At 66.8% G+C, this 24,881-nt stretch carries 25 protein-coding genes; 9 read left to right on the top strand and 16 right to left on the bottom strand.

The window, feature by feature from the left end; translation table 11 throughout:
• Positions 1 to 16 precede the first annotated feature (16 nt).
• The 3 genes from AC1RB9_RS28440 to AC1RB9_RS28430 all read left to right on the top strand — a co-directional run bounded on the left by AC1RB9_RS28440 (position 17) and on the right by AC1RB9_RS28430 (position 2,069).
• On the top strand, positions 17 to 1,099 hold the full coding sequence (locus tag AC1RB9_RS28440; protein WP_003096798.1) for a 5-(carboxyamino)imidazole ribonucleotide synthase: 1,083 nt from the start codon (positions 17 to 19) through the stop codon (positions 1,097 to 1,099).
• 114 nt (positions 1,100 to 1,213) lie between these two features.
• Complete coding sequence (locus AC1RB9_RS28435; protein WP_003096795.1) at positions 1,214 to 1,459, top strand: GlsB/YeaQ/YmgE family stress response membrane protein; 246 nt, start codon at positions 1,214 to 1,216, stop codon at positions 1,457 to 1,459.
• Between the two features lie 61 nt (positions 1,460 to 1,520).
• Positions 1,521 to 2,069, top strand: coding sequence for a DUF3299 domain-containing protein (locus AC1RB9_RS28430; RefSeq protein ID WP_003136384.1), 549 nt, complete (start codon positions 1,521 to 1,523; stop codon positions 2,067 to 2,069).
• Between the two features lie 65 nt (positions 2,070 to 2,134).
• Here AC1RB9_RS28430 and AC1RB9_RS28425 read toward each other — a convergent pair whose 3' ends face one another.
• From AC1RB9_RS28425 to glyA, 8 genes are all read right to left on the bottom strand, one after another.
• The gene (locus AC1RB9_RS28425) at positions 2,135 to 3,091 is read right to left on the bottom strand and encodes a D-hexose-6-phosphate mutarotase (protein ID WP_003122353.1); all 957 of its coding nucleotides are present in this window, start codon (positions 3,089 to 3,091) and stop codon (positions 2,135 to 2,137) included.
• 83 nt (positions 3,092 to 3,174) lie between these two features.
• A complete protein-coding gene (gene fdhA, locus AC1RB9_RS28420; protein ID WP_003096788.1) occupies positions 3,175 to 4,374 on the bottom strand; it encodes a formaldehyde dehydrogenase, glutathione-independent in 1,200 nt (399 codons plus the stop codon).
• A gap of 206 nt (positions 4,375 to 4,580) precedes the next feature.
• Positions 4,581 to 5,438 (bottom strand): formyltetrahydrofolate deformylase, encoded by an 858-nt coding sequence (locus AC1RB9_RS28415; RefSeq protein ID WP_003096786.1) that lies wholly within the window; start codon positions 5,436 to 5,438, stop codon positions 4,581 to 4,583.
• 49 nt (positions 5,439 to 5,487) lie between these two features.
• On the bottom strand, positions 5,488 to 6,123 hold the full coding sequence (gene soxG, locus AC1RB9_RS28410; protein WP_003096784.1) for a sarcosine oxidase subunit gamma: 636 nt from the start codon (positions 6,121 to 6,123) through the stop codon (positions 5,488 to 5,490).
• 93 nt (positions 6,124 to 6,216) lie between these two features.
• The gene (locus AC1RB9_RS28405) at positions 6,217 to 9,234 is read right to left on the bottom strand and encodes a sarcosine oxidase subunit alpha (protein ID WP_003458173.1); all 3,018 of its coding nucleotides are present in this window, start codon (positions 9,232 to 9,234) and stop codon (positions 6,217 to 6,219) included.
• Positions 9,231 to 9,551: a sarcosine oxidase subunit delta gene (locus AC1RB9_RS28400; RefSeq protein WP_003096781.1), complete on the bottom strand. Its 321-nt coding sequence runs from the start codon at positions 9,549 to 9,551 to the stop codon at positions 9,231 to 9,233. Before AC1RB9_RS28400 ends, AC1RB9_RS28405 begins: the two co-directional genes overlap by 4 nt.
• Before the next feature lie 93 nt (positions 9,552 to 9,644).
• Entirely contained in the window at positions 9,645 to 10,895 is a 1,251-nt protein-coding gene (locus AC1RB9_RS28395; protein WP_003096779.1) for a sarcosine oxidase subunit beta, read from the bottom strand.
• An 85-nt stretch (positions 10,896 to 10,980) separates the two neighbouring features.
• Positions 10,981 to 12,234 carry a serine hydroxymethyltransferase gene (gene glyA, locus AC1RB9_RS28390; RefSeq protein WP_003458170.1) on the bottom strand — a complete coding sequence of 418 codons (1,254 nt, stop codon included), beginning with the start codon at positions 12,232 to 12,234 and terminating at the stop codon, positions 10,981 to 10,983.
• A gap of 215 nt (positions 12,235 to 12,449) precedes the next feature.
• Between glyA and AC1RB9_RS28385 the strand changes: the two genes are divergently transcribed.
• The 3 genes from AC1RB9_RS28385 to AC1RB9_RS28375 all read left to right on the top strand — a co-directional run bounded on the left by AC1RB9_RS28385 (position 12,450) and on the right by AC1RB9_RS28375 (position 18,057).
• Complete coding sequence (locus AC1RB9_RS28385) at positions 12,450 to 13,091, top strand: hypothetical protein (RefSeq protein WP_003114452.1); 642 nt, start codon at positions 12,450 to 12,452, stop codon at positions 13,089 to 13,091.
• An 80-nt stretch (positions 13,092 to 13,171) separates the two neighbouring features.
• Positions 13,172 to 14,212 (top strand): threonine aldolase family protein, encoded by a 1,041-nt coding sequence (locus tag AC1RB9_RS28380; RefSeq protein ID WP_003105702.1) that lies wholly within the window; start codon positions 13,172 to 13,174, stop codon positions 14,210 to 14,212.
• A 1,415-nt stretch (positions 14,213 to 15,627) separates the two neighbouring features.
• On the top strand, positions 15,628 to 18,057 hold the full coding sequence (locus AC1RB9_RS28375) for a hypothetical protein (RefSeq protein ID WP_033873900.1): 2,430 nt from the start codon (positions 15,628 to 15,630) through the stop codon (positions 18,055 to 18,057).
• Here AC1RB9_RS28375 and gbcB read toward each other — a convergent pair.
• Positions 18,051 to 19,151, bottom strand: coding sequence for a glycine-betaine demethylase subunit GbcB (gbcB, locus tag AC1RB9_RS28370; protein ID WP_003096769.1), 1,101 nt, complete (start codon positions 19,149 to 19,151; stop codon positions 18,051 to 18,053). The genes AC1RB9_RS28375 and gbcB overlap by 7 nt on opposite strands.
• A 424-nt stretch (positions 19,152 to 19,575) precedes the next feature.
• Here gbcB and gbcA point away from each other — a divergent pair, with 424 nt between their 5' ends.
• The 3 genes from gbcA to AC1RB9_RS28355 all read left to right on the top strand — a co-directional run bounded on the left by gbcA (position 19,576) and on the right by AC1RB9_RS28355 (position 21,881).
• The gene (gbcA, locus tag AC1RB9_RS28365; protein WP_003458164.1) at positions 19,576 to 20,865 is read left to right on the top strand and encodes a glycine-betaine demethylase subunit GbcA; all 1,290 of its coding nucleotides are present in this window, start codon (positions 19,576 to 19,578) and stop codon (positions 20,863 to 20,865) included.
• A 274-nt stretch (positions 20,866 to 21,139) separates the two neighbouring features.
• Positions 21,140 to 21,700 carry an HdeD family acid-resistance protein gene (locus AC1RB9_RS28360; RefSeq protein ID WP_003096765.1) on the top strand — a complete coding sequence of 187 codons (561 nt, stop codon included), beginning with the start codon at positions 21,140 to 21,142 and terminating at the stop codon, positions 21,698 to 21,700.
• A 4-nt stretch (positions 21,701 to 21,704) separates the two neighbouring features.
• A complete protein-coding gene (locus tag AC1RB9_RS28355; RefSeq protein WP_003096763.1) occupies positions 21,705 to 21,881 on the top strand; it encodes a hypothetical protein in 177 nt (58 codons plus the stop codon).
• Here AC1RB9_RS28355 and AC1RB9_RS28350 read toward each other — a convergent pair.
• The 7 genes from AC1RB9_RS28350 to etfB all read right to left on the bottom strand — a co-directional run bounded on the left by AC1RB9_RS28350 (position 21,878) and on the right by etfB (position 24,858).
• Positions 21,878 to 22,168: a cell division protein ZapA gene (locus tag AC1RB9_RS28350; RefSeq protein WP_003119390.1), complete on the bottom strand. Its 291-nt coding sequence runs from the start codon at positions 22,166 to 22,168 to the stop codon at positions 21,878 to 21,880. The genes AC1RB9_RS28355 and AC1RB9_RS28350 overlap by 4 nt on opposite strands.
• Positions 22,165 to 22,398 (bottom strand): hypothetical protein, encoded by a 234-nt coding sequence (locus AC1RB9_RS28345; RefSeq protein WP_003105710.1) that lies wholly within the window; start codon positions 22,396 to 22,398, stop codon positions 22,165 to 22,167. The genes AC1RB9_RS28350 and AC1RB9_RS28345 overlap by 4 nt, the downstream gene beginning before the upstream one ends.
• Positions 22,399 to 22,493: 95 nt before the next feature.
• Positions 22,494 to 22,727, bottom strand: coding sequence for a hypothetical protein (locus AC1RB9_RS28340; RefSeq protein WP_003105712.1), 234 nt, complete (start codon positions 22,725 to 22,727; stop codon positions 22,494 to 22,496).
• 13 nt (positions 22,728 to 22,740) lie between these two features.
• Positions 22,741 to 23,145 carry a hypothetical protein gene (locus tag AC1RB9_RS28335; protein WP_003114450.1) on the bottom strand — a complete coding sequence of 135 codons (405 nt, stop codon included), beginning with the start codon at positions 23,143 to 23,145 and terminating at the stop codon, positions 22,741 to 22,743.
• Between the two features lie 31 nt (positions 23,146 to 23,176).
• Complete coding sequence (locus AC1RB9_RS28330) at positions 23,177 to 23,383, bottom strand: helix-turn-helix domain-containing protein (RefSeq protein WP_003096753.1); 207 nt, start codon at positions 23,381 to 23,383, stop codon at positions 23,177 to 23,179.
• 7 nt (positions 23,384 to 23,390) lie between these two features.
• Positions 23,391 to 23,960: a hypothetical protein gene (locus AC1RB9_RS28325; protein WP_003096751.1), complete on the bottom strand. Its 570-nt coding sequence runs from the start codon at positions 23,958 to 23,960 to the stop codon at positions 23,391 to 23,393.
• 124 nt (positions 23,961 to 24,084) lie between these two features.
• Positions 24,085 to 24,858, bottom strand: coding sequence for an electron transfer flavoprotein subunit beta (etfB, locus tag AC1RB9_RS28320; protein WP_003105716.1), 774 nt, complete (start codon positions 24,856 to 24,858; stop codon positions 24,085 to 24,087).
• Positions 24,859 to 24,881: the final 23 nt, after the last annotated feature.

Raw genomic sequence — 24,881 nt, 5'->3', positions numbered from 1 at the left:
AGGTAAGGCTCGAACCATGAAAATCGGTGTCATCGGTGGCGGCCAGCTGGGCCGCATGCTGGCCCTGGCGGGAACCCCGCTGGGCATGAACTTCGCTTTCCTCGACCCGGCGCCGGACGCCTGCGCGGCCTCCCTGGGCGAGCACATCCGCGCCGACTACGGCGACCAGGAGCACCTGCGGCAACTGGCCGACGAGGTCGACCTGGTGACCTTCGAGTTCGAGAGCGTGCCGGCGGAAACCGTGGCCTTCCTCTCCCAGTTCGTGCCGGTCTACCCGAACGCCGAGTCGCTGCGCATCGCCCGCGACCGCTGGTTCGAGAAGTCGATGTTCAAGGACCTCGGCATTCCCACTCCGGACTTCGCCGACGTCCAGTCCCAGGCCGACCTCGATGCCGCCGCAGCCGCCATCGGCCTGCCGGCGGTGCTCAAGACCCGCACCCTGGGCTACGACGGCAAGGGCCAGAAGGTCCTGCGCCAGCCGGCCGACGTGCAGGGCGCGTTCGCCGAACTGGGCAGCGTGCCGTGCATCCTCGAGGGCTTCGTGCCGTTCACCGGGGAAGTCTCGCTGGTGGCGGTGCGCGCTCGCGATGGCGAGACGCGTTTCTACCCGCTGGTGCACAACACCCACGACAGCGGCATCCTCAAGCTCTCCGTGGCCAGCAGCGGGCATCCGTTGCAGGCGCTGGCCGAGGACTACGTCGGCCGCGTGCTGGCCCGGCTCGACTACGTCGGCGTGCTGGCCTTCGAGTTCTTCGAGGTGGACGGCGGCCTGAAGGCCAACGAGATCGCCCCGCGCGTGCACAACTCCGGGCACTGGACCATCGAAGGCGCCGAGTGCAGCCAGTTCGAGAACCACTTGCGCGCCGTCGCCGGCCTGCCGCTGGGCTCGACCGCCAAGGTCGGCGAGAGCGCGATGCTCAATTTCATCGGCGCGGTCCCCCCGGTGGCTCAGGTGGTCGCTGTCGCCGACTGCCACCTGCATCACTACGGCAAGGCCTTCAAGAACGGCCGCAAGGTCGGCCACGCGACCCTGCGTTGTGCCGACCGTGCGACGCTGCAGGCGCGCATCGCCGAGGTCGAGGCGCTGATCGAGGCGTGAGCGATTGCCGTCCGCCCATCCTTGGGTTGGCGGGCGGCACTGAACCCAAGGCTTTTCTACACTGTCCCATGGCAGGCGCAATACATGCGCATACACCCGTAAGGAGGGACTGTCATGGGATTAATCGGAACCATCATCGTCGGACTGATCGTTGGTCTCGTTGCACGCTTTCTGAAGCCAGGTGACGACAGCATGGGCTGGATCATGACCATCCTGCTCGGCATCGGCGGTTCGCTGCTGGCCACCTACGGCGGCCAGGCGATCGGCTTCTACCAGGCCGGTCAGGCGGCCGGTTTCATCGGCGCGGTGGTCGGCGCCGTCGTACTGCTGGTCATTTACGGCCTGATCAAGAAGAATTGATGGCTCTGGCCGGCCCCCGCGGGGGCCGGCGTTTCCTCACTTCGCCGGTATTCCCGCCATCATGCGCCGCTTCCCGTTCGCCCGCCTGTTGCTGCTCGCCCTGTTGTCCTCACCCCTGGCCCACGCCGAACTGCCCGAGACCGACTGGCTGGAACTGATGCCGCCGGCCGACCGCAAGGCGCTGGAAGAAATGCCCGACATCGTTCACGACACCCCGGAGGCCGCCGGCACCTTCACCAGCAAAGGGGGCCTGAAGCAGTCGGACCGGAAGATGCCGGCGGTGATGTATTCGGCCAAGACCGTCGCCAGCCTGGATGGCAAGGCGATCCGCCTCGGCGGCTACCCGGTGCCGCTGGAGAACGACGCCAAGGGCCGCGTCACCGAATTCTTCCTGGTGCCCTATCCGGGCGCCTGCATCCACGTGCCGCCGCCGCCGCCGAACCAGATCGTCCTGGTGCGTTATCCACAGGGGCTGAAGCTGACCGATATCTACACCCCGCTGTGGGTCAGCGGCACGCTGAAGATCGAGCAGGTGAGCAATGACCTGGCCGATGCCGCCTACGCCATCGACAAGGCGCGGGTGAAGGTGGTGGAGGAAGCGGACCTGTAGGGCCGGCACCTGCGCAACGGTCCATGGCGGACGATGCGAGCCGCGCCGTCCGCTCGCCGACCCGCTCAGGGTCGTTTCAGCGGCTCGCTCCAGATCTGCACGCCAAAGCTTTCGCTGCGCCCGGGGGCGACCACCATGAGGTCGTCCCAGACCCGCCCGGTCTCGATGCAGAGCATCTGCTGCCAGGCGTCGTCGGCGAACTGTGAGAGACGCCGGGACTTGTCCACCCAGGGGTTCCAGACCACCGCCGAGCGCGAGTCGAGGGCGTGCAGGTGGATGCTGCGTTCCCAGCGCGGGTCCTTGATCAGCAGGTCGCGTTCGAGACCGAGGTAGATGCGATCCAGTTCGCCCTTGACCCGTACCGCGCCGTGCTGAGTGCGTTCTTCCCAGTTCTCCAGGGTCTCGATGTAGCGCGCGCCTTCCAGGCCCTCGATGGCGATCTCGCGGCTGTCGCTGACCGCGAAGTAGGTGTGCAGTGCCTGGCTGAGCACCAGCGGCTTGCTGCCGAGGTTCTCGCTGGTGAGTCGCAGGGTCAGGCGCTCGCCGAAGCGGAACAGCATGCGCAGCGCCGCCGGGTGCGGCCAGCCGGGGAGGCCATCGGGGGCGTCGAGGCGGAAGCTGACGCAGAGGTCGCCGTCCTCCTCGGCGATGTCGTCGATTTCCCAGTCGACTGCCCGGACCAGCCCGTGGGCGGGCGCCTTCAGGCCATCTTCCACCTGGCCGCGGACTTCCTGCGGGTTGCGCTCCAGCGGACCGAACCACGGCCAGCACACCGGCACCCCGCCGCGTACCGACTGCCCGCGCCGGTAGCCGGCCTCGTCGCTGAGCCAGACCAGCGGCGGCTGTTCGTGGGGCTGGTAGCTGAGCAGTTGCGCGCCCTGCTGGGCGATCAGCGCCTCGCCATGGGCGGTGTGGATGCGCCAGCAGGCCAGGTCGTCGACCTGTACCTGTTCGACGCGGTTGATCGGGCTATCGGTGTTCATGGCGGTCTCCGGGAGGCGAATGGATGGCAGCAGTATCACCGATCCATTTTATCGCCGGCAGTTCCCCCGGATAGCGCCAACGACGACGCGGCCCGTGGGCCGCGTCGGTTGTTGCCGGAGGTTCAGGCCGCGCGGAACAGGTTGTGTGGGTCGATGACGAATTTCTTCGGCACCCCGGCGTCGAACTCGCCATAGCCTTTCGGCGCATCGTCGAGGGTGATGACTTCCACCCCGACGATGTCGGCGATCTTGATCCGGTCCCACATGATCGCCTGCATCAGCTGGCGGTTGTACTTCATCACCGGGGTCTGGCCGGTATGGAAGCTGTGCGACTTGGCCCAGCCCAGGCCGAAGCGGATGCTCAGGGCGCCGTGCTTGGCGGCCGCGTCCACCGCGCCCGGGTCTTCGGTGACGTACAGGCCGGGAATGCCGATCTTGCCGGCGACCCGGGTGATGCCCATCAGCGAGTTGAGCACGGTGGCCGGGGCTTCCTGCTGCGAGCCCGAATGGCCGTGGCCGCGCGCCTCGAAACCGACCGCATCGACCGCGCAGTCGACCTCCGGCTCGCCCAGCAGAGCGGCGATCTGTTCGTGCAGCGGGGTGTCCTTGGACAGGTCGGCGATCTCGAAGCCCTGTTTCTTGGCGTGGGCCAGGCGGGTCGGGTTGACGTCGCCGACGATCACCACCGCCGCGCCGAGCAGGCGTGCCGAGGCCGCCGCGGCCAGGCCGACCGGACCGGCGCCGGCGATGTAGACCGTGCTGCCCGGGCCGACGCCGGCGGTGACCGCGCCGTGGTAGCCGGTGGGGAGGATGTCCGAAAGGCAGGTCAGGTCGCGGATCTTCTCCATCGCCGCTTCGCGGTTGGGCAGTTTCAGCAGGTTGAAGTCGGCGTAGGGCACCAGCACGTATTCGGCCTGGCCGCCGACCCAGCCACCCATGTCGACGTAGCCGTAGGCGCCGCCGGCACGCGCCGGATTGACCGTCAGGCAGACGCCGGTGTGCTGTTCCTTGCAGGTACGGCAGTGGCCGCAGGCGACGTTGAACGGTACCGAGACCAGGTCGCCGATCTTCATGGTTTCCACGCCACGCCCGATCTCCACCACCTCGCCGGTGATCTCGTGGCCCAGCACCAGGCCTTCCGGCGCGGTGGTACGGCCGCGCACCATGTGCTGGTCGGAGCCGCAGATGTTGGTGGAGACCACCCGCAGGATCACCCCGTGGTCGATCTGCCGGCCCTGCGGGTCCTGCATCTTCGGATAGGGAATGTTCTGCACCTCGACCTTGCCCGGGCCGAGATAGACCACACCACGATTGCCAGACATACGCGTTTCCTCTTTGTCGTTGTGGGTACAAATGCGCGGCGTCCACGGCCGCGCGGCTTTGCACTGGAAAGTCGTCTGTTGCGCGACAGGGCCGGAGAATGCTGGCAGCCGGCGGGCTGTCGGTGTTGCTCGGGACGCGAGGCCGTGGGAAGCGCCCCTCTCCCTGGCCCTCTTCCTTCAGCGAGGGTTGGGAAGAGAGGGCGCGCTTACAGCACCACGGTCCGATTGGCGTTGAGGAATACCCTCCGCTCGATGTGGTAGCCCACCGCCCGCGCCAGGGTCAGGCACTCGATGTCGCGGCCCTTGGCGATCAGGTCCTCGGGGTAGTGGGCGTGGTCGACCGTCTCGACGCCCTGGGCGATGATCGGCCCTTCGTCGAGGTCGTTGTTGATGTAGTGGGCGGTGGCGCCGACCAGCTTCACGCCCTTCTGGTAGGCCTGGTGGTACGGCTTGGCGCCCTTGAAGCCGGGCAGCAGGGAGTGATGGATGTTGATCGCCCAGCCGTCCAGGCGCCGGCACAGTTCCGGCGACAGCACCTGCATGTAGCGAGCGAGGATCACCAGCTCGGCGCCACTCTCTTCGAGCACCTGCCAGACCCTGGCTTCCTGGGCCGGCTTGTCGTTCGGGTCGAGCGGGAAGTGGTGGTAGGGAATGCCGTGCCAGCGCGCCAGCGGCTCCAGGTCCGGGTGATTGGAAATCACCGCCACCACGTCCATCGGCAACTGGCCGATGCGCTGGCGGTAGAGCAGGTCGTTCAGGCAGTGGTCGGCCTTGGAAACCATGATCGCCACCTGGCTGCGGTAGCCCGGCGCGGTCAGCTCGGTACGCATGCCGAACGGTGCCACCCGTTCGGCCAGTCCGGCGCGGAAGGAGGCTTCGTCGAAGCCGTCGCCGGCGCGGAACTCCACGCGGATGAAGAAGCGTTGCGCCAGGCGGTCGTCGAACGAGTGGTGCTCGGTGACGTAGCAGCGCTGCTCGAAGAGGTAGCGCGTCACCACGTCGACGGTGCCCAGCAGGCTGGGACTGTCGGCGGTGAGGATCCAGGTGTCGGGGGTACGGCTCATCGCGAGGCTCCGGGTCCGGTATCCCCTCTCGGGGAGAGGGGAAGGCTGCTCATGCCGCTACCTGCAGGCCGTATTCGGCGCTGGCGTCCTGCAACCAGAGCCAGAAGTAGTCGGCGAAGCTGCGGCGCACGACCAGCTCCCAGGTGTCCTCGCCGGTATGGCGGATCACGCATTGCGACTTGGCGAAGATGCTGCCGACCGCCTTGCCCACCGGGAAGTTGCTCGGATGCACGTCGTAGCTGGTGGATTTCATCAGCAGTTCGCGGACGTTCGCTCCGCTCAGTTCGAGCAGCGTCTGCCCGCCGCTGACGTTGACCACCGCGTAGTGCAGCTCCTCGCCCAGGGCCTGGCGCAGGCGCTGTTCGACGGCGTATTCCTCGCCGCCGGGGACGATCAGCAACCATTCGTCCGGGGCCAGCCATTGCAGCGAGGTCTCGCCGCTGGCGACCAGGGTCAGGGCCACCGGCAGTTCCAGGCCGAGGGCCTGGTGCACGGCGGCGGCGAAGGCCGGGTCGGCGGCATCGCCGCGCAGCACCAGGTGGCCGAGCAGCTTCTTCTCGCGCAGGACGATACCGGCCTTCGCGGCGGTCTTGCCGGCGAGCTTGTGCAGCTCGGCATGGTGCAGCGGCGATTCGGCGTGGACGCCGGGTTCGGGGCGTTGCTGGTAGACGTTTGCCTTGCTCATTCGTTTTCACCTTGGGGCGCCGCGCGCCTTGGTAGCCTGTCTGCCTTCTCCCTTCGGGAAGAGGGCCGGGGAGAGGAGCGCATCCCTCTCCGGTCAATCCACGTTCTGCCGCTCCCCTTTGGGGTCGTAGAACACCGAGGAGCAGATCTCCGCCTCGATGAAGCGGCCGTCCGCCAGCGGCGCGTAGACCTTCTGGCCCATGCGCTTGAGGCCGCCTTTCACCACCGCCAGGGCGAAGCCGTGGCCGAGGCTGGCGCTCATGTAGCTGGAGGTGACGTGGCCGACCATCTTCATCGGGATCGCCTGCTGGGTGTCGAACACCAGTTGCGCGCCTTCGGGCAGTACCTCCTGCGGGTTGCTCGGCCTGAGTCCGACCAGTTGCTTGCGATCCTCGCGCAGGCAGTCGGCGCGGTTCATGCCGCGCCAGCCGATCCAGGAGAACGGCTTGCTGCGGCCCACCGCCCAGCCCATGTTGAGATCGTCCGGGGTGACCGAGGCATCGGTGTCCTGGCCGACGATGATGAAGCCCTTCTCGGCGCGCAGGACGTGCATGGTCTCGGTGCCGTAGGGCGTCAGGCCGTACTTCGTGCCGTGCTCGGCGAGCGCTTCGAGCACGCCCATGGCGTAGTCGGCCTGGACGTTCACCTCGTAGCTCAGCTCGCCGGTGAAGGAGATGCGGAACACCCGCGCCGGCACCCCGGCGACCTTGCCTTCCTTCCAGGTCATGAAGGGGAAGGCATCCTTGTCCAGGTCGATGTCGGTGACTTCGGCGAGCAGCTTGCGGCTGTTCGGGCCGGACAGGGTGAGGGTCGCGTAGTGGTCGGTGACCGAGGTGAAGTACACCTTCAGCTCCGGCCATTCGGTCTGGTGGTACAGCTCCAGCCACTCCAGTACGCGGGCGGCGCCGCCGGTGGTGGTGGTCATGACGAAGTGGTTGTCGGCCAGGCAGGCGGTCACGCCGTCGTCGAAGACCATCCCGTCTTCCTTGCACATCAGGCCGTAGCGCGCCTTGCCGACGTCGAGCTTGGTCCAGGCGTTGGTGTAGACCCGGTTGAGGAACTCCCGCGCGTCCGGGCCCTGGATGTCGATCTTGCCCAGGGTCGAGGCGTCGAGCAGGCCGACCGCCTCGCGCACCGCGCGGCATTCGCGGGCCACGGCGGCGTGCATGTCCTCGCCGCGGCGCGGGAAGTACCACGGCCGCTTCCACTGGCCGACGTCTTCGAACTCGGCGCCGTTCTTCACGTGCCAGGCGTGCAGGGCGGTGAAGCGCACCGGTTCGAACAGGTGCCCGCAGTGGCGGCCGGCGACGGCGCCGAAGGTCACCGGGGTGTAGTTCGGACGGAACATGGTGGTGCCGGTGTCGGCGATGCTCTTGCCCTGGGCCCGCGCGGCGATCGCCAGGCCGTTGATGTTGCCCAGCTTGCCCTGGTCGGTGCCGAAGCCCAGCGCGGTGTAGCGCTTGACGTGCTCGATGGACTCGAAGCCCTCGCGGCAGGCCAGTTCGATGGCGGCGGCGGTGACGTCGTTCTGCGGATCGACGAACTGCTTCGGCGCGCGCGCCGTGGGCTTTTCGTGGGGCACCTGGAACAGCGCGACGGGTGCTTCCTCGCGGCGCGGCTGGACCTTCGGCAGGCTGCCGGCGGCGGTCTTGTAGCCGGCGTCGAGGGCGGCGCGGCTCCCGGCCTGGTAGCCGTCGGCGAGCACCTCGGCGAGCCCGAACACGCCGTTCACGGCGCCGGCGCAGATGCGTTTCTGCAGGCCGTCGCCGGGGACGAAGGCGAGGATTTCCTCGCGCCATTCCGGCTTGCCGCCCAGGTGCGAGGCCAGGTGCACGACCGGGCTGTAGCCGCCGGAGCTGGCGATCAGGTCGCAGTCCAGCCATTCGCCGCCGCTGGCGCGCATGGCCTGCAGGTCGATCCGGGCGACCTTGGCGCCGCTGACCCGCTTGCCGCCGCGAGCCTCGATCACCGAACTGCCGGTGATCACCCGCATACCGCGTTGGCGTGCTTCCTCGACCCACTCGCCGCGCGGATTGGCCCGGGCGTCGGCGATGGCCACCACTTGCAGGCCGGCTTCCTGCCAGTCGAGGGCGACGCGGTAGGCGTAGTCGTTGTTGGTGGCCAGCACCAGTTTCTTGCCCGGTGCCACGCCGTAGCGCCGTACATAGGTGGAAACCGCGCCGGCGAGCATGTTGCCGGGCAGGTCGTTGTTGCCGTAGACCAGCGGCCGCTCATGGGCGCCGGCGGCCAGTACCACGCGCTTGGCGCGCACGCGGTGCACACGCTGGCGGACCTGGCCGAGCGGGGCGACCTCGCCGAGGTGGTCGGTGCGCCGCTCGTGGATGGTGAGGAAGTTGTGGTCGTGGTAGCCGTTGACCGTGGAGCGCGGTAGCAGGATGACTTCCGGCAGGCCTTGCAGCTCGGCCACGGCGTCCGCGACCCACTCGGCGGCGGGCTTGCCGTCGAGGGTCTCGCGGGTGTCCAGCAGGCTGCCGCCGAACTCTTCCTGCTCGTCGGCGAGGATCACCCGCGCGCCGCTGCGGGCGGCGGCGAGGGCGGCGGCCAGGCCGGCCGGGCCGGCGCCGACCACCAGCACGTCGCAGTGGTGGTTCATCCAGTCATAGCTGTCCGGATCGACCTCGGTCGGCGCGCGGCCCAGGCCGGCGGCCTTGCGGATGTACTTCTCGTAGGTCATCCACATCGACTGCGGGTACATGAAGGTCTTGTAGTAGAAACCGGGCGGCATCAGCTTGCCGCCGACCTTGCCGAAGATTCCCATCAGGTCGTTCTGCACGTTCGGCCAGCCGTTGGTACTGGTGGCCACCAGGCCGCCGTAGAGCGCCTGCTGGGTGGCGCGTACGTTGGGGATCTGGGTGGCTTCGCGGGAGCCGATCTGCAGGATCGCGTTGGGCTCCTCGGCGCCGGCGGCGACGATGCCGCGCGCCCGCGAGTACTTGAAGCTGCGGCCGACGATGTCGACGCCGTTGGCCAGCAGCGCGGCGGCCAGGGTGTCGCCGGCATAGCCCTGGTAGTGCTGGCCGTTGAAGCTGAAGGTCAGCGGGCGGTTGCGGTCGATGCGGCCGCCGCTGGACAGGCGATTGATCTGGCTCATGCCGGTTCCCCTTGTACGGCGGGTTTCTTCTCACCGTCGGCGACGACGCTGGGCTGCTCGCCGATCAGGTAGGTCTCGAGGATCTCGTAGGTCACCGTATGGCGGGTGACGTTGAAGTACTTGCGGCAGCCGGCGGCATGCACCCACAGCTCGTGATGGAGGCCGCGCGGGTTGTCGCGGAAGAACATGTAGTCTCCCCATTCCTCGTCGCTGCAGGCGTTCGGGTCGAGCGGGCGCGGGATGTGGGCCTGACCCTTGGCGTGGAATTCCTCTTCGGAACGCAGTTCGCCGCAGTGGGGGCAGAAGATATTCAGCATTTTGTAGCCTCCGGAAACTGTTCTTGCCGGTTGACCGGCACCCTCTCCCTGAAGGGCGAGGGGCAGCGGATTTCGCCCTTCGGGCGGCTTTTGTCAGTGCGCCACTGCCGCCGCGCCGTGCTCGTCGATCAGCGCACCGCTGTGGAAGCGTTCGATGGAGAAGGGCGCGGCCAGCGGATGCGGTTCGCCCTTGGCCAGGGTGGCGGCGAAGACGTTTCCGGAGCCGGGAGTGGCCTTGAAGCCGCCGGTGCCCCAGCCGCAGTTGAAGAACAGGTTCTGCACCGGAGTCTTGCCGATGATCGGGCAGGCGTCCGGGGTGGTGTCGACGATGCCGCCCCATTGGCGGTTCATGCGTACCCGCGAGAGCACCGGGAACATCTCGACGATGGCTTGCAGGGTGTGCTCGATCACCGGGTAAGAGCCGCGCTGGCCGTAGCCGTTGTAGCCGTCGATGCCGGCGCCGATGACCAGGTCGCCCTTGTCCGACTGGCTGATGTAGCCATGCACGGCGTTGGACATGATCACGCTGTCGATGATCGGCTTCAGTGGCTCGGAGACCAGCGCCTGCAACGGGTGCGACTCCAGCGGCAGGCGGAAGCCGGCGAGCCTGGCCATGTGCCCGGAGTTGCCGGCGGTGACCACTCCGACACGGCGCGCGCCGATGAAGCCGCGGTTGGTCTCGACGCCGATCACCGCGCCGTCCTGCTTGCGGAAGCCGGTGACTTCGGTCTGCTGGATCAGGTCCACGCCGAGGGCATCGGCGGCGCGGGCGAAGCCCCAGGCCACCGCGTCATGGCGGGCGACGCCGCCGCGACGCTGGATGGTCGCGCCCATGATCGGGTAGCGGGTGTTCTTGCTGCAGTCCAGGTAGGGAATCTCCTCCGCCACCTGCTGCGCGTTCAACAATTCGCCGTCGACGCCGTTGAGGCGGTTGGCGCTGACCCGGCGCTCGCCGTCGCGCATGTCCTGGAGGGTGTGGCAGAGGTTGTAGACCCCGCGCTGGGAGAACATCACGTTGTAGTTGAGGTCCTGGGACAGGCCCTCCCACAGCTTCATCGCGTGTTCGTAGAGCAGCGCGGACTCGTCCCACAGGTAGTTGGAGCGCACGATGGTGGTGTTGCGCGCGGTGTTGCCGCCGCCCAGCCAACCTTTCTCGACTACCGCCACGTTGCTGATGCCGTGTTCCTTGGCCAGGTAGTAGGCGGTGGCCAGGCCGTGCCCGCCGCCGCCGACGATGACCACGTCGTAGACCGGCTTCGGCGTGGGCGTGCGCCACATGCGTTGCCAGTTCTCGTGATGGCTCAGTGAATGCTTTAACAGGCCGAAGCCGGAGTAGCGTTGCATGTGGATGCTCCTGAACTGTTGCTCCCTCTCCCGCGGAGAGGGTTGGGCCGGGGCGCGTCGGGCTCCCCGACCGTCTTCGGGGGGCTCAGCGATAGACCGGGAAGTCCGCGCAGAGACCGGCGACCTGGGTGGCGACCTTGGCTTCCACGTCGGCATCGCCGAGGTGGTCGAGGATGTCGCAGATCCAGCCGGCCAGCTCGCGGCTTTGCGCTTCCTGCAGCCCGCGGGTGGTGATGGCCGGGGTGCCGATGCGGATGCCGGAGGTGACGAACGGGCTCTGCGGATCGTTCGGCACGGCGTTCTTGTTCACCGTGATGCCGACCCGGCCGAGGGCGGCGTCGGCTTCCTTGCCGGTCAGGCCCTGGCGAACCAGGCTGATCAGCATCAGGTGGTTGTCGGTGCCGCCGGAAACCACGTCGTAGCCGCGGCCGATGAACACCTCGGCCATCGCCTTGGCGTTGCGGATCACCTGCGCCTGGTAGTCCTTGAAGCCCGGCTCCAGCGCTTCCTTGAAGCACACCGCCTTGGCCGCGATCACGTGCATCAGCGGGCCGCCCTGGGCGCCGGGGAATACCGCGGAGTTGAGCTTCTTCTCGATCTCCTCGTTGGCGCGCGCCAGGATCAGGCCGCCGCGCGGGCCGCGCAGGGTCTTGTGGGTGGTGGTGGTGACCACGTCGGCGAAGGGGATCGGGTTCGGGTAGAGGCCGGCGGCGACCAGCCCGGCGACGTGGGCCATGTCGACGAACAGCAGCGCGCCGACCTTGTCGGCGATGGCGCGGAAGCGCGGGAAGTCGAGGGTCTTGGAGTAGGCGGAGAAGCCGGCGACGATCATCTTCGGCTTATGCTCCACGGCCAGGCGCTCGACTTCGTCGTAGTCGATCAGCCCGGTAGCGGTGTCCAGGCCGTACTGCACGGCGTTGTACAGCTTGCCGGAGGAGGACACCTTGGCGCCGTGGGTGAGATGACCGCCGTGGGCCAGGCTCATGCCGAGGATGGTGTCGCCGGCGTTGAGCAGCGCCAGGTACACCGCGGCGTTGGCCGAGGAACCGGAATGCGGCTGGACGTTGGCGTAGTCGGCGCCGAACAGCTGCCTGGCGCGGTCGATGGCCAACTGCTCGACCTTGTCGACGTGTTCGCAGCCGCCGTAGTAGCGCTTGCCCGGATAGCCCTCGGCATACTTGTTGGTCAGGCCGCTGCCCTGCGCCTGCATGACCCGCTTGCTGGTGTAGTTCTCCGAGGCGATCAGTTCGATGTGGTCTTCCTGGCGGGCCTCTTCGGCGTCCATCGCGGCGAGCAGTTCGTCGTCGTAGCCGCGGATCTGGTCATGCTTGCTGAACATCGCTGGGTCTCCCTGCGGCGCCGGAACCGCGCCGGAATGGCTGCAACGGGACACGCGGTCCCTTTGCCAGCGATGGTATGACCGGCCCTGCCGGCCCAGATGCCTATGCACGCCACGGGGAGGTGCGTTTGCGACATGGCGGTGGGAATCGGCAACCGATGCGGAACGCCCCGGGCTGGCGCTAAACTGCGTGCTCTTCGTCCTGCGAGAACACCATGAAACGCCCGCTGATCTTCCTTTCCGCCGTGCTGCTCGGCGCATCCCTGCAAGGGTGCGGGGGCGGCGATGAAAAGCAGGCCGCCGCGCCTGCGCTGCCGGCCGATTCCTGCACCGGCCATGAACTCGAAGTGGCCTTGCCGCCGGCCGGCAAGCCACTGTTCGGCTACGACTTCCTCTCCCGCCAGTGCGGCTACAACGACGCCACCGTGGTCTTCGGCGCTGCCGACGGCAGCAAGCGCCTGGAGATCGTCCTCACCGACACCGGCCTGCCGGCGCCGCCGACCGAGGGCGACGCGGTGGCCTATCGGGCGGCGCAGGACAAGCTGCGCGAGATGACCCAGACCAACCTGACCCTGCTCCACAAGACCCGCGAGACCGCCCTTAAGAACGGCACCGCCGAGCGCTTCGGCGGCGAGGACTACCTGCCGCTGATCGATACCACGCGGATGGGCGACCCGCTGGGAGTGATGGTCCCGGCCAAGGGCGAGGAGGGCGTCTCGACCCTCAGCGGAGTGATCAAGAACCGCTACGTACTGACCCTCAGCACCCGCGACACGCCCAATGGCGGCAGCGCCACGGCGATGCGCCAGGTGCTGGTGCCGTTCGTCGAGCAGATGAAGCTGACCAAGCTACCCTGACAGACTGTGCCGGCACGTACCCGTGCCGGCACGACCGCATGGAGCCCCACAAGGGCTCGGCAACCGTTCCAGAGGCCCACATGACCGATCACACCCAACAGTTCGCCAGCGACAACTATTCCGGCATCTGCCCCGAAGCCTGGGCGGCGATGGCCGAAGCCAACCGCGGCCACGAACGCGCCTATGGCGACGACCAGTGGACCGCGCGTGCTTCGGACTACTTCCGCCAGTTGTTCGAGACCGATTGCGAAGTGTTCTTCGCCTTCAACGGCACCGCCGCCAACTCCCTGGCCCTGGCTGCGCTGTGCCAGAGCTACCACAGCGTGATCTGCTCGGAGACCGCCCACGTCGAGACCGACGAGTGCGGCGCGCCGGAGTTCTTCTCCAATGGCTCCAAGCTGCTGCTGGCGCAGACCGAGGTCGGCAAGCTGACCCCGGCGTCGATCCGCGACATCGCTCTCAAGCGCCAGGATATCCACTATCCGAAGCCGCGCGTGGTGACTCTCACCCAGGCCACCGAGGTCGGCACGGTGTACCGCCCGGACGAGCTGAAGGCGATCAGCGCCACCTGCAAGGAGCTCGGCCTGCACCTGCACATGGACGGCGCGCGCTTCTCCAACGCCTGCGCCTTCCTCGGCTGCTCGCCTGCGGAGCTGAGCTGGAAGGCCGGGGTCGATGTGCTCTGCTTCGGCGGCACCAAGAACGGCATGGCGGTGGGCGAGGCGATCCTGTTCTTCAACCGCGACCTGGCCGAGGACTTCGACTACCGCTGCAAGCAGGCCGGCCAACTGGCCTCGAAGATGCGCTTCCTCGCCGCGCCCTGGGTCGGCGTACTGCAGGACGATGCCTGGCTGCGCTACGCCGATCACGCCAACCGCTGCGCGCGCCTGCTGGCCGAGCTGGTGGCCGACGTTCCCGGCGTCAGCCTGATGTTCCCGGTAGAAGCCAACGGCGTGTTCCTACAGCTTTCCGAGCCGGCGATCGAAGCCTTGCGCGCGCGCGGCTGGCGCTTCTACACCTTCATCGGTGAAGGTGGCGCGCGTTTCATGTGTTCCTGGGATACCGATATCGAGCGGGTCCGCGAACTGGCGCGGGACATCCGCCTGGTGATGGGCGCCTGAGTCCGCTCTCGGTCGCCCCCATGGCGCGGGGCGGCCGCTCTTTCCTCAAATCCTGTGGATAACTCTGTGGGCTAACTGTTCGGGAGCTATGCAAAAGTGCCCCCGGCAACACCCTCCCTATCTCCGCCGGGGGTGTTGAAAGCCTTTATCCACGCGGTTCCACTCCCATGCCAGGAGAACCTGGCCAATCCACAAACACTGTGGAGTCGAATGTGAATAACGTGTTCGCAGTCGCTTCCGCGCGGCGCCCTGCCGGGCTCTTCGGAGGTTGGTCGGTTTTTGAGCGAAAACAGCCGTTTGTGAAAGGACGATGAAGGTTCAGGTGAAAAGCGCTGACGAAACGGTGACGGGCATTGTCCCTGCGGGACCCAGACAGGCCTGTGGATAGAAAAGCAAGGAGCGAAGTGGGGGCAAATGCCGCAAACCCCCTGCGCGGACGTAACGGCTTGAGGAAAAAGACAAAATTCTCCCGCTCCGATGGCGCTGGAACAGCGGTTGCGGCCGCCGCCGGGAATTTCCCCCAATTCCTGTTGAGGTCAGTGTGCAGAGCCTGTTTATAGAATGCTGGGAGCCAGAGGGCCCGCGCCTTCCAGGCTATTGGTCAAGAATTGAGCGGATTTTCTGTCAACAGGCTGCCGGCTTGCTTTAGGGGGCATGTGCACAAACGCAGGGTTGCTCACAAAAGGCCTGGAAAGCCTTGTGGACAACCTGTATGGATAGTTCTGTAAGCCTTATAAGGTAAGGCCTGCATGGAGTTGGTCAATAAATGGTCAGGCCGGGCGGGAAGGGATGAAGAGCCAGAATAGGCCAGGTTTTTTCTTCATCCTGTGAATATTTTTCTGGTTTTCCCCAAGGGGAGTGTAAAGCCCTGTGGAAAAATTGTTCGCTCACGCTTGGGGCGGCCGGACGGCGGGGTCTCTGGCGGATTGATCGTTAAATGAGCAGGAGACTGCGCCTAGCGCGAGCGGAGGAGAAGCGCGATTTACCCGGAGGGGTAGCCGGATGTGTTGGCGGAGCCCATGCGCCAGGGCGAGTGGACATCGTCGGTATAGCGATCGTTAACCCGCGGGGTATCAGGGGGGTCTCATGGACCACACGGTCTGTGGATAAGTCTGTGATCAACCTACCCTCGAAAGGCCTCTCCAGAGATCGGCAAGGGCTTTGTTCCTGGAGCCTGAAGCCAACTTGAAGTTGTCGTTTTTACCTTTAACTTCAAATGCTTACAATCGATCGTCGAGAACGCCAAGGTGGCGAGAAGACACCTGTATGGAATTCCAGTCCGAATGTGGACAACCTTGGCGCCCTGGTGTTTTCAAGTATGAGAAGGTCAGCTTCGCCGTGGCTCTGGTGGTTGGCCGGAGCCTTGATTACCCTTGGCTTTTGCCAGGAAAGTGGGATGGATCATGGATGATCGGATGTCAGACAAGCCGCTCGGCCGCTTGTTGCTCGAAGGCCTCGGCGAGATCGCCTGGATCGCCGTGCTGGTGGCCCTTGGCGTCCTCCTTCCGTTGCCGCTGGTAGCGCTGGGTTGGGTGCTGCTGCTGGGCGCCGAGTGGGCCACGGATCGTTGGCGCGGCAAGGTGCCGTATCGCCTGCAACAGGCGCTGTTCTTCTGGGTTCTGGGTGGCGGCATCGCCCTGGGCCAGGCACTGCCGGGCTTCTGGCTGGGACTGGGCGGTGGCTTGCTGGCGGTGATCGGCGGCGTGCTGTTGCAGATCCGCTTCGAGCGCGGCCTGCGCCTGGAGCGCCAGGCTCCGCAAGCGCTGGACGTACCCCTGCCGGCCGGAGGTAGCGCATGGGGCGGCGAAGCGCCCGAGCGGACCCCCGAGGGCGAGGCGATCCGCCTGTTCGACGGCGGCGAGATCGCCATGGGCGGCCCGCTGGTATGCCACTACCTGATGCCCGACGGCTGTTTCATCCCCGACTGCAATCCTTCGGCACGCTTTTCCAGCGATGGCCGCCACTTCGTTTCGCCGATACCGAGCCGAGGCGCGTGGGGCCTGGCGATCTTCGACCGGCAGGAGCGGTTGCTCTACCGCTGTGCCGTGGACAACTTCTGGGAGCTGGACAGCGTCACCGAGCGCGAGGTGATCGGCCGGCACAGTCCGCTGACGTCCAACGCACCGCAGCGCCTCGAGCTACAGATGCTCAAGGCCGGTAGCGAGGCCGAGTCCTTCGTTGCCATCGGCGACCTCTGGCTGCCCGAGAGCGAATGGCAGCGCTGGAGCAGGGATCTGCGCGCGCAACCGTTACCGACCCCGCTTGGCGGACCCGCGCTGGAAATCCGCCCCTGGCTGCCGGACAGCCTGCTGGCCCTGGACGATCCTTTCGCGCCGCTGCGCGCCAACCGCGGCGAGCTGTGGATAAACGACGAGGCCAGCGGCCTCTACCTGTCCCGTGAAGCGCCGCCATTGGCTTGGAACGATGACGGCCGGGCGCTGGCGCTGCAGGCAGCAGGCGAGCCGCTGGGGCAGGATGCCTACTGGCTTTGGCGAGAGGACGGCGGTCTGCGTGCGCTGGGCGCGCCGTGGTCGGCGTTGCCCGCCGAGCCCCATGCCGGCGGGCCCGAACTGCTCGGGCTGGAGGATGGCTGGCTGCGTTTCGGCCTGGACCTGGCGCAACCCTGCCTGACCTACGAACGCTACGGCACGCTGGGTTCGTACAGCCATTCCAGCCTCTACCTTCTGCACGCTCGCGATGCGGACGACCGGCCGCGCTGGCGCGAGGCCGACATGCCGCGCCTGGACCTGTTGCTGCCCCTGGATGGCGCGGCCGGCAGGCCGGGATGCCTGTTGCAGAGCGCACCGCTGGCCGATGGCAGCCGGGCCGTCTGGGAGTGGTTGCGCGACGATCAGGAGGCGGAGCGCGGCGCCTATGCCTTGCGCCTGGGCGACTGGCGCCTGGATGGCGAGTGGACGCTCGACCACCGCGTGTCCGATTGCGGTCGCTACCTGGCCGTGGTGGCCTTCGCCGAGGCGCCGACCCTGCCGCAGCGCCTGGCCATACTCGATAGCCGGGAGCGGCGCCTGGAGTGGCTCGCCGAGCCGCTGGCCGATCTACACCTGCAAGGTTTCATCGATGGCCAGGTGCATTTGCTCCACCTGCTCGGCCGCAACGCCTACCAGCCGCCGGGCGGGCCGGGCGAAGGCGACCCCGGCCTGTTGCGCCGCTTCGACGAAGGCTTGCCCGAGCCCGGCGCCTGGCACGCATTCGGCCGCTTCCACGACGACTGGCGGCATTACTACGAGCAGGCGCGGGTGGCGTTCGATGGCACGGCCTGGCGGCTGTGCCCCACGTCGCGCTGGCTGGACGCAGCGCCGCGGCCCTGGAGCGACGGCGACTTCGTCTTGCCGTCGGTGGGCGCGGAGGACGCCGCCTGGGGCTTCGGTTTCCACTACGAGGGCATGCACCGCGACGAGGACGTGCGCGCCGGGTTCAGCCGCGACGGCTACCTGCTGACCGCGTCGGGCATCGGCTTGGGCAACCTGGCGGCGCCAATGATCTGGTCGGCGGACGGTCGCTACCTGGCGCTGACCCGGCACGTCCAGCGCTACGAGGAAAGCGACCTGGAACGGGACCAGTGGCGCCTGCTGCTGCTCGACGTGCAAGAGCGGACGTTGCGTCGCTACCGCGACGACCTCGGCGAGTACCCGTGCTTCGACAGCTTCGACGACGACCTGTGCTTCCGCTGCGCGGGGACGGGGCGCTACGTGCTGGCCCTGGACTCGCTGCTGAAGGCTCCCGCCGAGCCGCTGCAGGCCTGCGCCGGACGCTGGCTGCCGGCCGAGGAACTGCCGCGGCGGCGCTACTGGGAGCGCCTGGCGTTTCCCTCGCGCCCTCAGTAGTCGATGACCACGTCGCCCTTGGGCACGCTGCAGCAGGAGAGGATGTAGCCTTCGGCGACATCCTCGTCGGTGATCCCGCCGTTGTGCTCCATCTCCACCTCGCCGGCGGTCTTCATTACCTTGCAGGTGCCGCATATGCCCATCCCGCAGGCCTTCGGAATGTGCAGGCCGAGCTTGGCGGCGGCGGCGTGCACGGTTTCCCCGGGGCTGACGCGGATGCTCTTGCCGGTGGCGGTGAATTCCACCTGGTGCTGGTCGGCGACCGGTACCTCCGGCGCCTCGGCGGCTTCCGCGGCCAGTTCCCTGACGTCGGCGCGGACCTCCGGCGGAGTCGGCCCGAAGGCTTCCTCGTGGTAGCGGCTCATGTCGTAGCCGTGGCCCTGCAGCAGGTGCTTCACCGCGCTCATATAGGGCGTCGGGCCGCAGCAGAAGATTTCCCGCTCGAGGAAGTCCGGGGCGATCAGTTCCAGCATGCGCAGGTTCAGGTAGCCACGGTAGCCGGCCCAGGCTTCGCCGAGGCCGTGGCGCTCGCAGATGATGTGCAGGCTGAAGTTGTCGATCCGCGAGGCCATGTGCTCCAGCTCGCGGTGGTAGATGATGTCCTTCGGCGAACGGGCGCTGTGGACGAAGACCATGTCGACGTTGGCGTTGGTGTCGAAGAACCAGCGCGCCATGGACATTACCGGGGTGATGCCGACCCCGCCGGAGAGGAACAGCACCTTGTCGGCCGGGAAGTCGATGGCGTTGAACAGGCCGACCGGACCGTGCACCGGTAGCTCCTGGCCTTCCTTGAGGTTGTCGTGCAGCCAGTTGGAAACCCGCCCGCCCGGCACCCGCTTGATGGTGATGGAGAAGCTGTAGGGCACCGAGGGCGAGCTGGAGATGGTGTAGGAGCGCATCACCGGCTCGCCGTCGATCTCCAGCTCCAGGGTGACGAACTGGCCCGGCTTGAAGAAGAACAGGATCGGCTGGTCGGCCATGAAGCAGAAGGTGCGCACGTCCCAGGTTTCCTGGATGACCTTGACGCAGCGCACGAGGTGCCGGCCGTTGGCCCAGGTCTGGGTGGTGACCGGATTGAGGAAGTTGCTCGACATGATGATCTCTCCGTGCGCACGGGGCCGAACGATGGCCTGATGGGGCGGATTGTGCGCATCGCCGTGGCCGCTCATTTACCTGCCAGCGACATTTACATGCTTATCGCGACCTGCCTGCTGGGACGCGGCCCGGAGCGTCGGAAACGGATGCGGTCATGTCGCCCATGGATAAGGTCGGCGGCGGGCGCGGGCCCACACTCCAGACCAGCCGAGACGAGGGTTTGCATGAACCCCGGGAGGGTAGAGCCCGGACGTGTAGAGCGACTGACCTTCATTCCCGCCACGGCGGGGCCCGTCCATCGGCAGGGCGGGATTCCGGACGCCGCGCCGGGATGAGGAAGGCTGTGAACGCCACCTTGCGTAGCAACCGTATCAGCCACTTTTTCCGCCGCCACCCGCGCGGGGGCGGCATGAGGAGTTACCGATGGACGTCACTTCCACCCTGAGTCTCGGCGATCCCCTGGAACCGGCCCGCAAGGTCACCGCCGACATGCTGCGCAGCCGCGACCACAGCTTCTCGCTGCCGCAGCCCTTCTACTGCGACCAGCGCCTGTTCGAGATCGACATGCAGGAGATCTTCCACAAGGAATGGCTGATCGCCGGCATGACCTGCGAGATTCCCGCCAAGGGCAATTTTCTCACCCTGCAGATCGGTAAGAACCCGGTCCTGGTGATCCGTGGCGCCGAAGGCCAGGTGCATGCCTTCCACAATGTCTGCCGGCACCGCGGCTCGCGCCTGTGCGTGAGCGAGAAAGGCAAGGTGGCCAAGCTGGTCTGCCCCTACCACCAGTGGACCTACGAGCTGGATGGCCGCCTGCTGTTCGCCGGCACCGAGATGGGCGCCGACTTCGACATGAAGGAGTACGGCCTGAAGCCGATCCAGGTGAAGACCGCCGGCGGCTACATCTTCATCAGCCTGGCGGAGAACCCGCCGGCCATCGACGACTTCCTGGCGACGCTCGAGCACTACATGGAGCCGTACGACATGGAGAACGCCAAGGTGGCGGTGCAGACCACCATCCGCGAAGCCGCCAACTGGAAGCTGGTGATCGAGAACAACCGCGAGTGCTACCACTGCAACGGCTCCCACCCGGAACTGCTGAAGACCCTGCTGGAGTGGGACGACGTCACCGACCCGCGCGCCAGCCAGGCGTTCAAGGACCAGGTGGCGGCCTGCACCAGCGCCTGGGACGCCGAGAAGATCCCGTACGCCCATGCCAGCTTCGGCCTGCGCAATCGCATCGTGCGCATGCCGCTGCTGGACGGCACGGTGTCGATGACCATGGACGGCAAGCAAGGCAGCAAGAAGCTCATGGGCCGGATCAAGAACCCCGACCTCGGCTCGATGCGCATCCTGCACCTGCCGCACTCCTGGAACCACTGCATGGGCGACCACCTGATCGTCTTCACCGTGTGGCCGATCAGCGCCCAGGAAACCCTGGTCACCACCAAATGGCTGGTGCACAAGGACGCGGTGGAAGGCGTCGACTACGACGTGGCGCGCCTGCGCGAGGTATGGGACGCGACCAACGACCAGGATCGTCGGCTGGCCGAGGAGAACCAGCGCGGGATCAACTCCGACGCCTACCAGCCTGGTCCATACTCGAAGACCTACGAGTTCGGTGTGATCAATTTCCTCGACTGGTACAGCGAGCGCATGCTGAACAACCTCGGCGAGGAGTCCGCCCACGTGCGCAAGGTGGCCGGCAGCTGAGCCGGACGAGGCGCCCCCTGGCGGGGCGCCGCTGCGGAGGAAAGGTCATGGACAACCTGCTGTTCTACGTCAGTTCCGCTTTCGTCAGCCTGCTGCTGGCCTGGAACCTGTTCGCCTGCTGGCGCCGCCAGCGGCCGCCGGAGAAGTCCCGGCCCTGAGCCCGCGCACACGCCTTGCCTCCCGCCTCCGCCCCCTGACAGCCTCCCGGCAAAAGGACTAAGGTGGGAGGACTCAACCTGAACGGGCCGCTCAAGGGCGGCCTCTGGAGGCAAGCGTGGAAAACAATCCCCTGTGGGCCGAACTGGGCAAGCACTGGAAACTGGTGGCCCTGCGCGGCGTGGCGGCGCTGGTGTTCGGCGTCCTGACCCTGCTCTCGCCGGCCCTGGCGCTGACCGTGCTGGTGCTGTTCTGGGGCGCCTACGCGCTGGTGGACGGAGCGTTCGCCCTGATCGCCGCGTTCAACATGCGCAGCGATGGGCAGTTCAACTGGCCGCTGGCGCTGGTCGGGGTGATCGGCGTGGCGGCCGGCCTGGTTGCGTTCTTCTGGCCGCAACTGACCGCCATCGGCCTGCTCCTGATCATCGCCGGCTGGGCGCTGGCGATGGGCATCTTCCAGATCGTCGCGGCGATCCGCCTGCGCAAGTCGATCCAGAACGAATGGTGGATGATCCTCTCTGGTGCCATCTCGGTGCTGTTCGGCGTGCTGATGATCGCCAACCCCGGCGCCGGGGCGCTGGCGGTGGTCTGGGTGATCGGCGCCTACGCGGTGTTCTTCGGCGTGTTGCTGGTCATGCTCGCGCTGCGCTTGCGCAAGACTTCGACCCTGAAGGCCTGACGCGGTGGCGGCGAAGCCGGCGGAGGAAACGCGCTGGTGCCTGTGGCGCCAGGACGACAACGGTAATGCCTTCGTCATGCGCCGCGACCTGACGCGCGACGAGGCCTGCGCGCTGGTCAAGGACTACCAGGCGCGCGGGCATCGGCAGCTGTATTGGGCGAGTCCGCAGGCGCGCGACTAGCCGGATGCCCCGGCGATCCGCTCGACCAGCGCCTCCAGGCGCTGCTCCACCGCCCGCAGGCGCGGCGACTCGCCGTCGTTCGCGCCGAGCTGGCGGGCGCAGAGATTGAGCGCGGAGAGCACCACCAGCTCGTTGCTGGTGACGTAGGGAAACTTGCGCTTGTTGGCGTCCACTTCCGCTTGCAGCAACGCGGCGGCGTCCGCTAGGGCACTCTCCTCGCCGGCCGGCACGCGGATCGAATAGTCCCGACCGAGGATCGACAGGACCTGGACGCCGTCGCGGCTCATGCGCTAACCGGTTGCTGCGCGCTGAGGCGCTCGACCAGGGCTTCCAGGCGGGCCTGGGTGCCGCTCTGCTTTTCTTCCTGCTCGAGCATGGAGAGTTGCAGGGTTTCGTTTTCCTCGGTGGCCTGGCGCAGCTGCTGCTGAAGCTGGTCGTGGCTGTCGCGCAGGGCCTGGTTCTGTTGCAGCAGCTCGGCTACCAGGGTTTCCAGGCGTTCCAGGGTGTTCTCCAGCATGATCTCGTCCCAGTCGTTCAAAGGGCGCGCAGGATAAAGAAAAGCGCCTGCCGAAGCCAGGTCCGTGGTCGGTTGCCAGGCTTCGGCACCCGGCTTCACCAGTGAAAGCTGCCGCCCAGCGAGTAGTGCCCGGGGTCGGCGACGAAGGGATCGCGATCGGTGGCTGGCGGGCAGTTGCGCCGTTTCAGGCAGTCTTCGGCGCGCTCGGCGTAGCTGCGTTCGTCGCCGCTGACGCGGACGTCCGGAAGGATGCCGGAGAAGGAGGGATAGCCCTGGGCGCAGCCGACCAGGAACAGGAACGGCAGGAGAGGGAAGAGGCGTCGGCTCATGGGGATACTCCGATCATTGAGGTTGCTCGACGATGCGGCGGATGGTGCCGCCGCAGATGTCGGTGAAGCAGCGGTCGTAGTCGGAACTGCAGTTGAAGTTGCCGGAGCCGCCGAAGCCGTTGTAGCCGAACGAGGAGGAATAGCCTGGCGCCAGGCATTCCTTGCGCGCCTGCTTCTTGCTCTTGCCCTGGCTGCAATAGTGGTAGCTGCGCCGTTCCGCTTCGCGCAGGCGGTTTTCGTTCTGCCATTCCAGGCGCGCGAGGCTTTCGCACTGGCTCTGTTGCGTGCGGCACTGGGCGACGCAGGTGCGTCCCGCTTCGCTCGGCGGCATCACGTACTGGTAGCGGACGGAGGGGCCGCAGCCCGAGATCAGGGCGAGCGCGAGCGCAACGCCCGAGAGGTTCAGGTGTCTGTTCATGGTTTCTGGTTGGGAAAGGGTGGAGCGGGGATCAGTCGTCCGCGACGTATTCCAGGATGTCGCCCGGCTGGCAGTCCAGGAAGGCGCAGATCTTCTCCAGGGTGTCGAGGCGGATGCCCTTGACCTTGCCGTTCTTCAGCAGGGACAGGTTCTGTTCGGTGATACCGATGGCTTCCGCCAGCTCCTTGGAGCGGACCTTGTTCTTCGCCAGGATGACGTCTAGTCGGATGATGATCATGAGGTCGTCATATGAAGGCTCTTACTTCTTCGTCCAGTTTCCTGGCTTCGCTCATCATCAGGCCGAACGAGCAGAGAAAGATCGCCTTGAGAAACTCGTAGGCCGCTTCGGAAGTGAGTCCTATCGAAACGCTCAGGACACGCTCGCCGTCGGGCAGGTCGAGAGATAGTACAAGACCTTGCAGCGTATTGATAAATGGCTGGAGCAAGAGTGCCAGGAAGGACAGCAGGCCGATGTGCACCAGGGTCCTGGCGTTGCGCTGCGACCAGCGTTCGCCCTTGGCCAGGCGGCGGAAGAACAGGCCGGTGAGCGCCAGGCCGAACGCGGAAAGCAGGGTCGGCAGGTAGTCCAGCAGCATCAGCAGCGCCCGGCTGCTCCAGGACAGGACGAAGCCGTCGCTGGCCAGGCGCGGCATTTCATCGCTCCAGGCCTGCAGGTAGCCCTGCTCGCTGAGGCCGGAGAACCAGAGGTGGGTGTTCGCTCCGAGTTCGATGCAGGCCATGCCCCAGGCCAGGATGGCGCAGAGCATGCCGAGCAGATAGAGCTTGTGGTTGCTGAGATGCGTGGACAGCGCCATGCCGGGTTCCCCTGTGTGTTTCGCGTCTGGATGGCGAAACTAGGGAATAAATTATCGTAATACAATAATTTATCGTCACCACGTCATAACTTGTGATCTGGCGCACAGTGCGTTCTGACCCGCTTCAGCGGATCACGCCTTCCTCGCGCAGGAGCTTGAAGATGGCTTCGGCGCCGGCTTCCGCCGAAAGATCCTTGAGTACCTGCCCGGTACCGCCGGAGGCCTTGGCGGTGGCGGCTTTCATTCGCTCGGCGCCGGTCTTCGCCTTGATTACCTTGAGCCGCTTCGGTCGCGGCCGGGCCGGTTGCAGGCTGTCTTCGGCGAGCAGCGGGTCGTCGACCACCTCCACCTCATGGGCCTCGATCTCGCCACGCCTAGCCGGGCCGAAGGCGCTCTGCCGGGCCACCGGCGCGGCATTGTCGACGCTGGCGACGAACGGCAGGCGTACCCGCAGTCGGCGTCGCTGGCCGCGAGGCAGAGCCTGGAGGACCTGAGCGCTGCCGTCTTCGACCTTCTCGACCTCGGCCAGGCCGACCACCAGTGGCCAGCCCAGGCGCTCGGCGAGGAGGAAGGGCAGCATCCCGGAGCCTTCCCCGGTTTCCGCCTGGCTGCCGGTGAGCACCAGTTGCGCGCGAGAGTCGCGCAGGTGCTCGGCCAGTGCGGGCAGGGCGTCGGCGCCGGCCGGCTGTTCCAGCACGGACAAGCGTTCCAGGCCCATGCCGAGATAGCCGCGCAGCGCCTCGGCGTGCGGGTCGCCGGCGTGCAGCACCTGTAGGCGTGGGCCGCTCAGGCGCAGGCCGAGTTCCACCGCGCGGGCGTCCTGTTCGGCACGGCGCGGGCGTCCGGAGGCGGGATGGGCGCCGATGGAGACCAGCGCGACGATGTTCAGCTCAGTCATGGTTCGATACCGATGAAAGGTAC

The organism is Pseudomonas sp. 20-5 (genome assembly GCF_056782835.1).
Note: the sequence above shows the minus strand (reverse complement) of the source record. Positions and strands in the feature narration are given on the sequence as shown.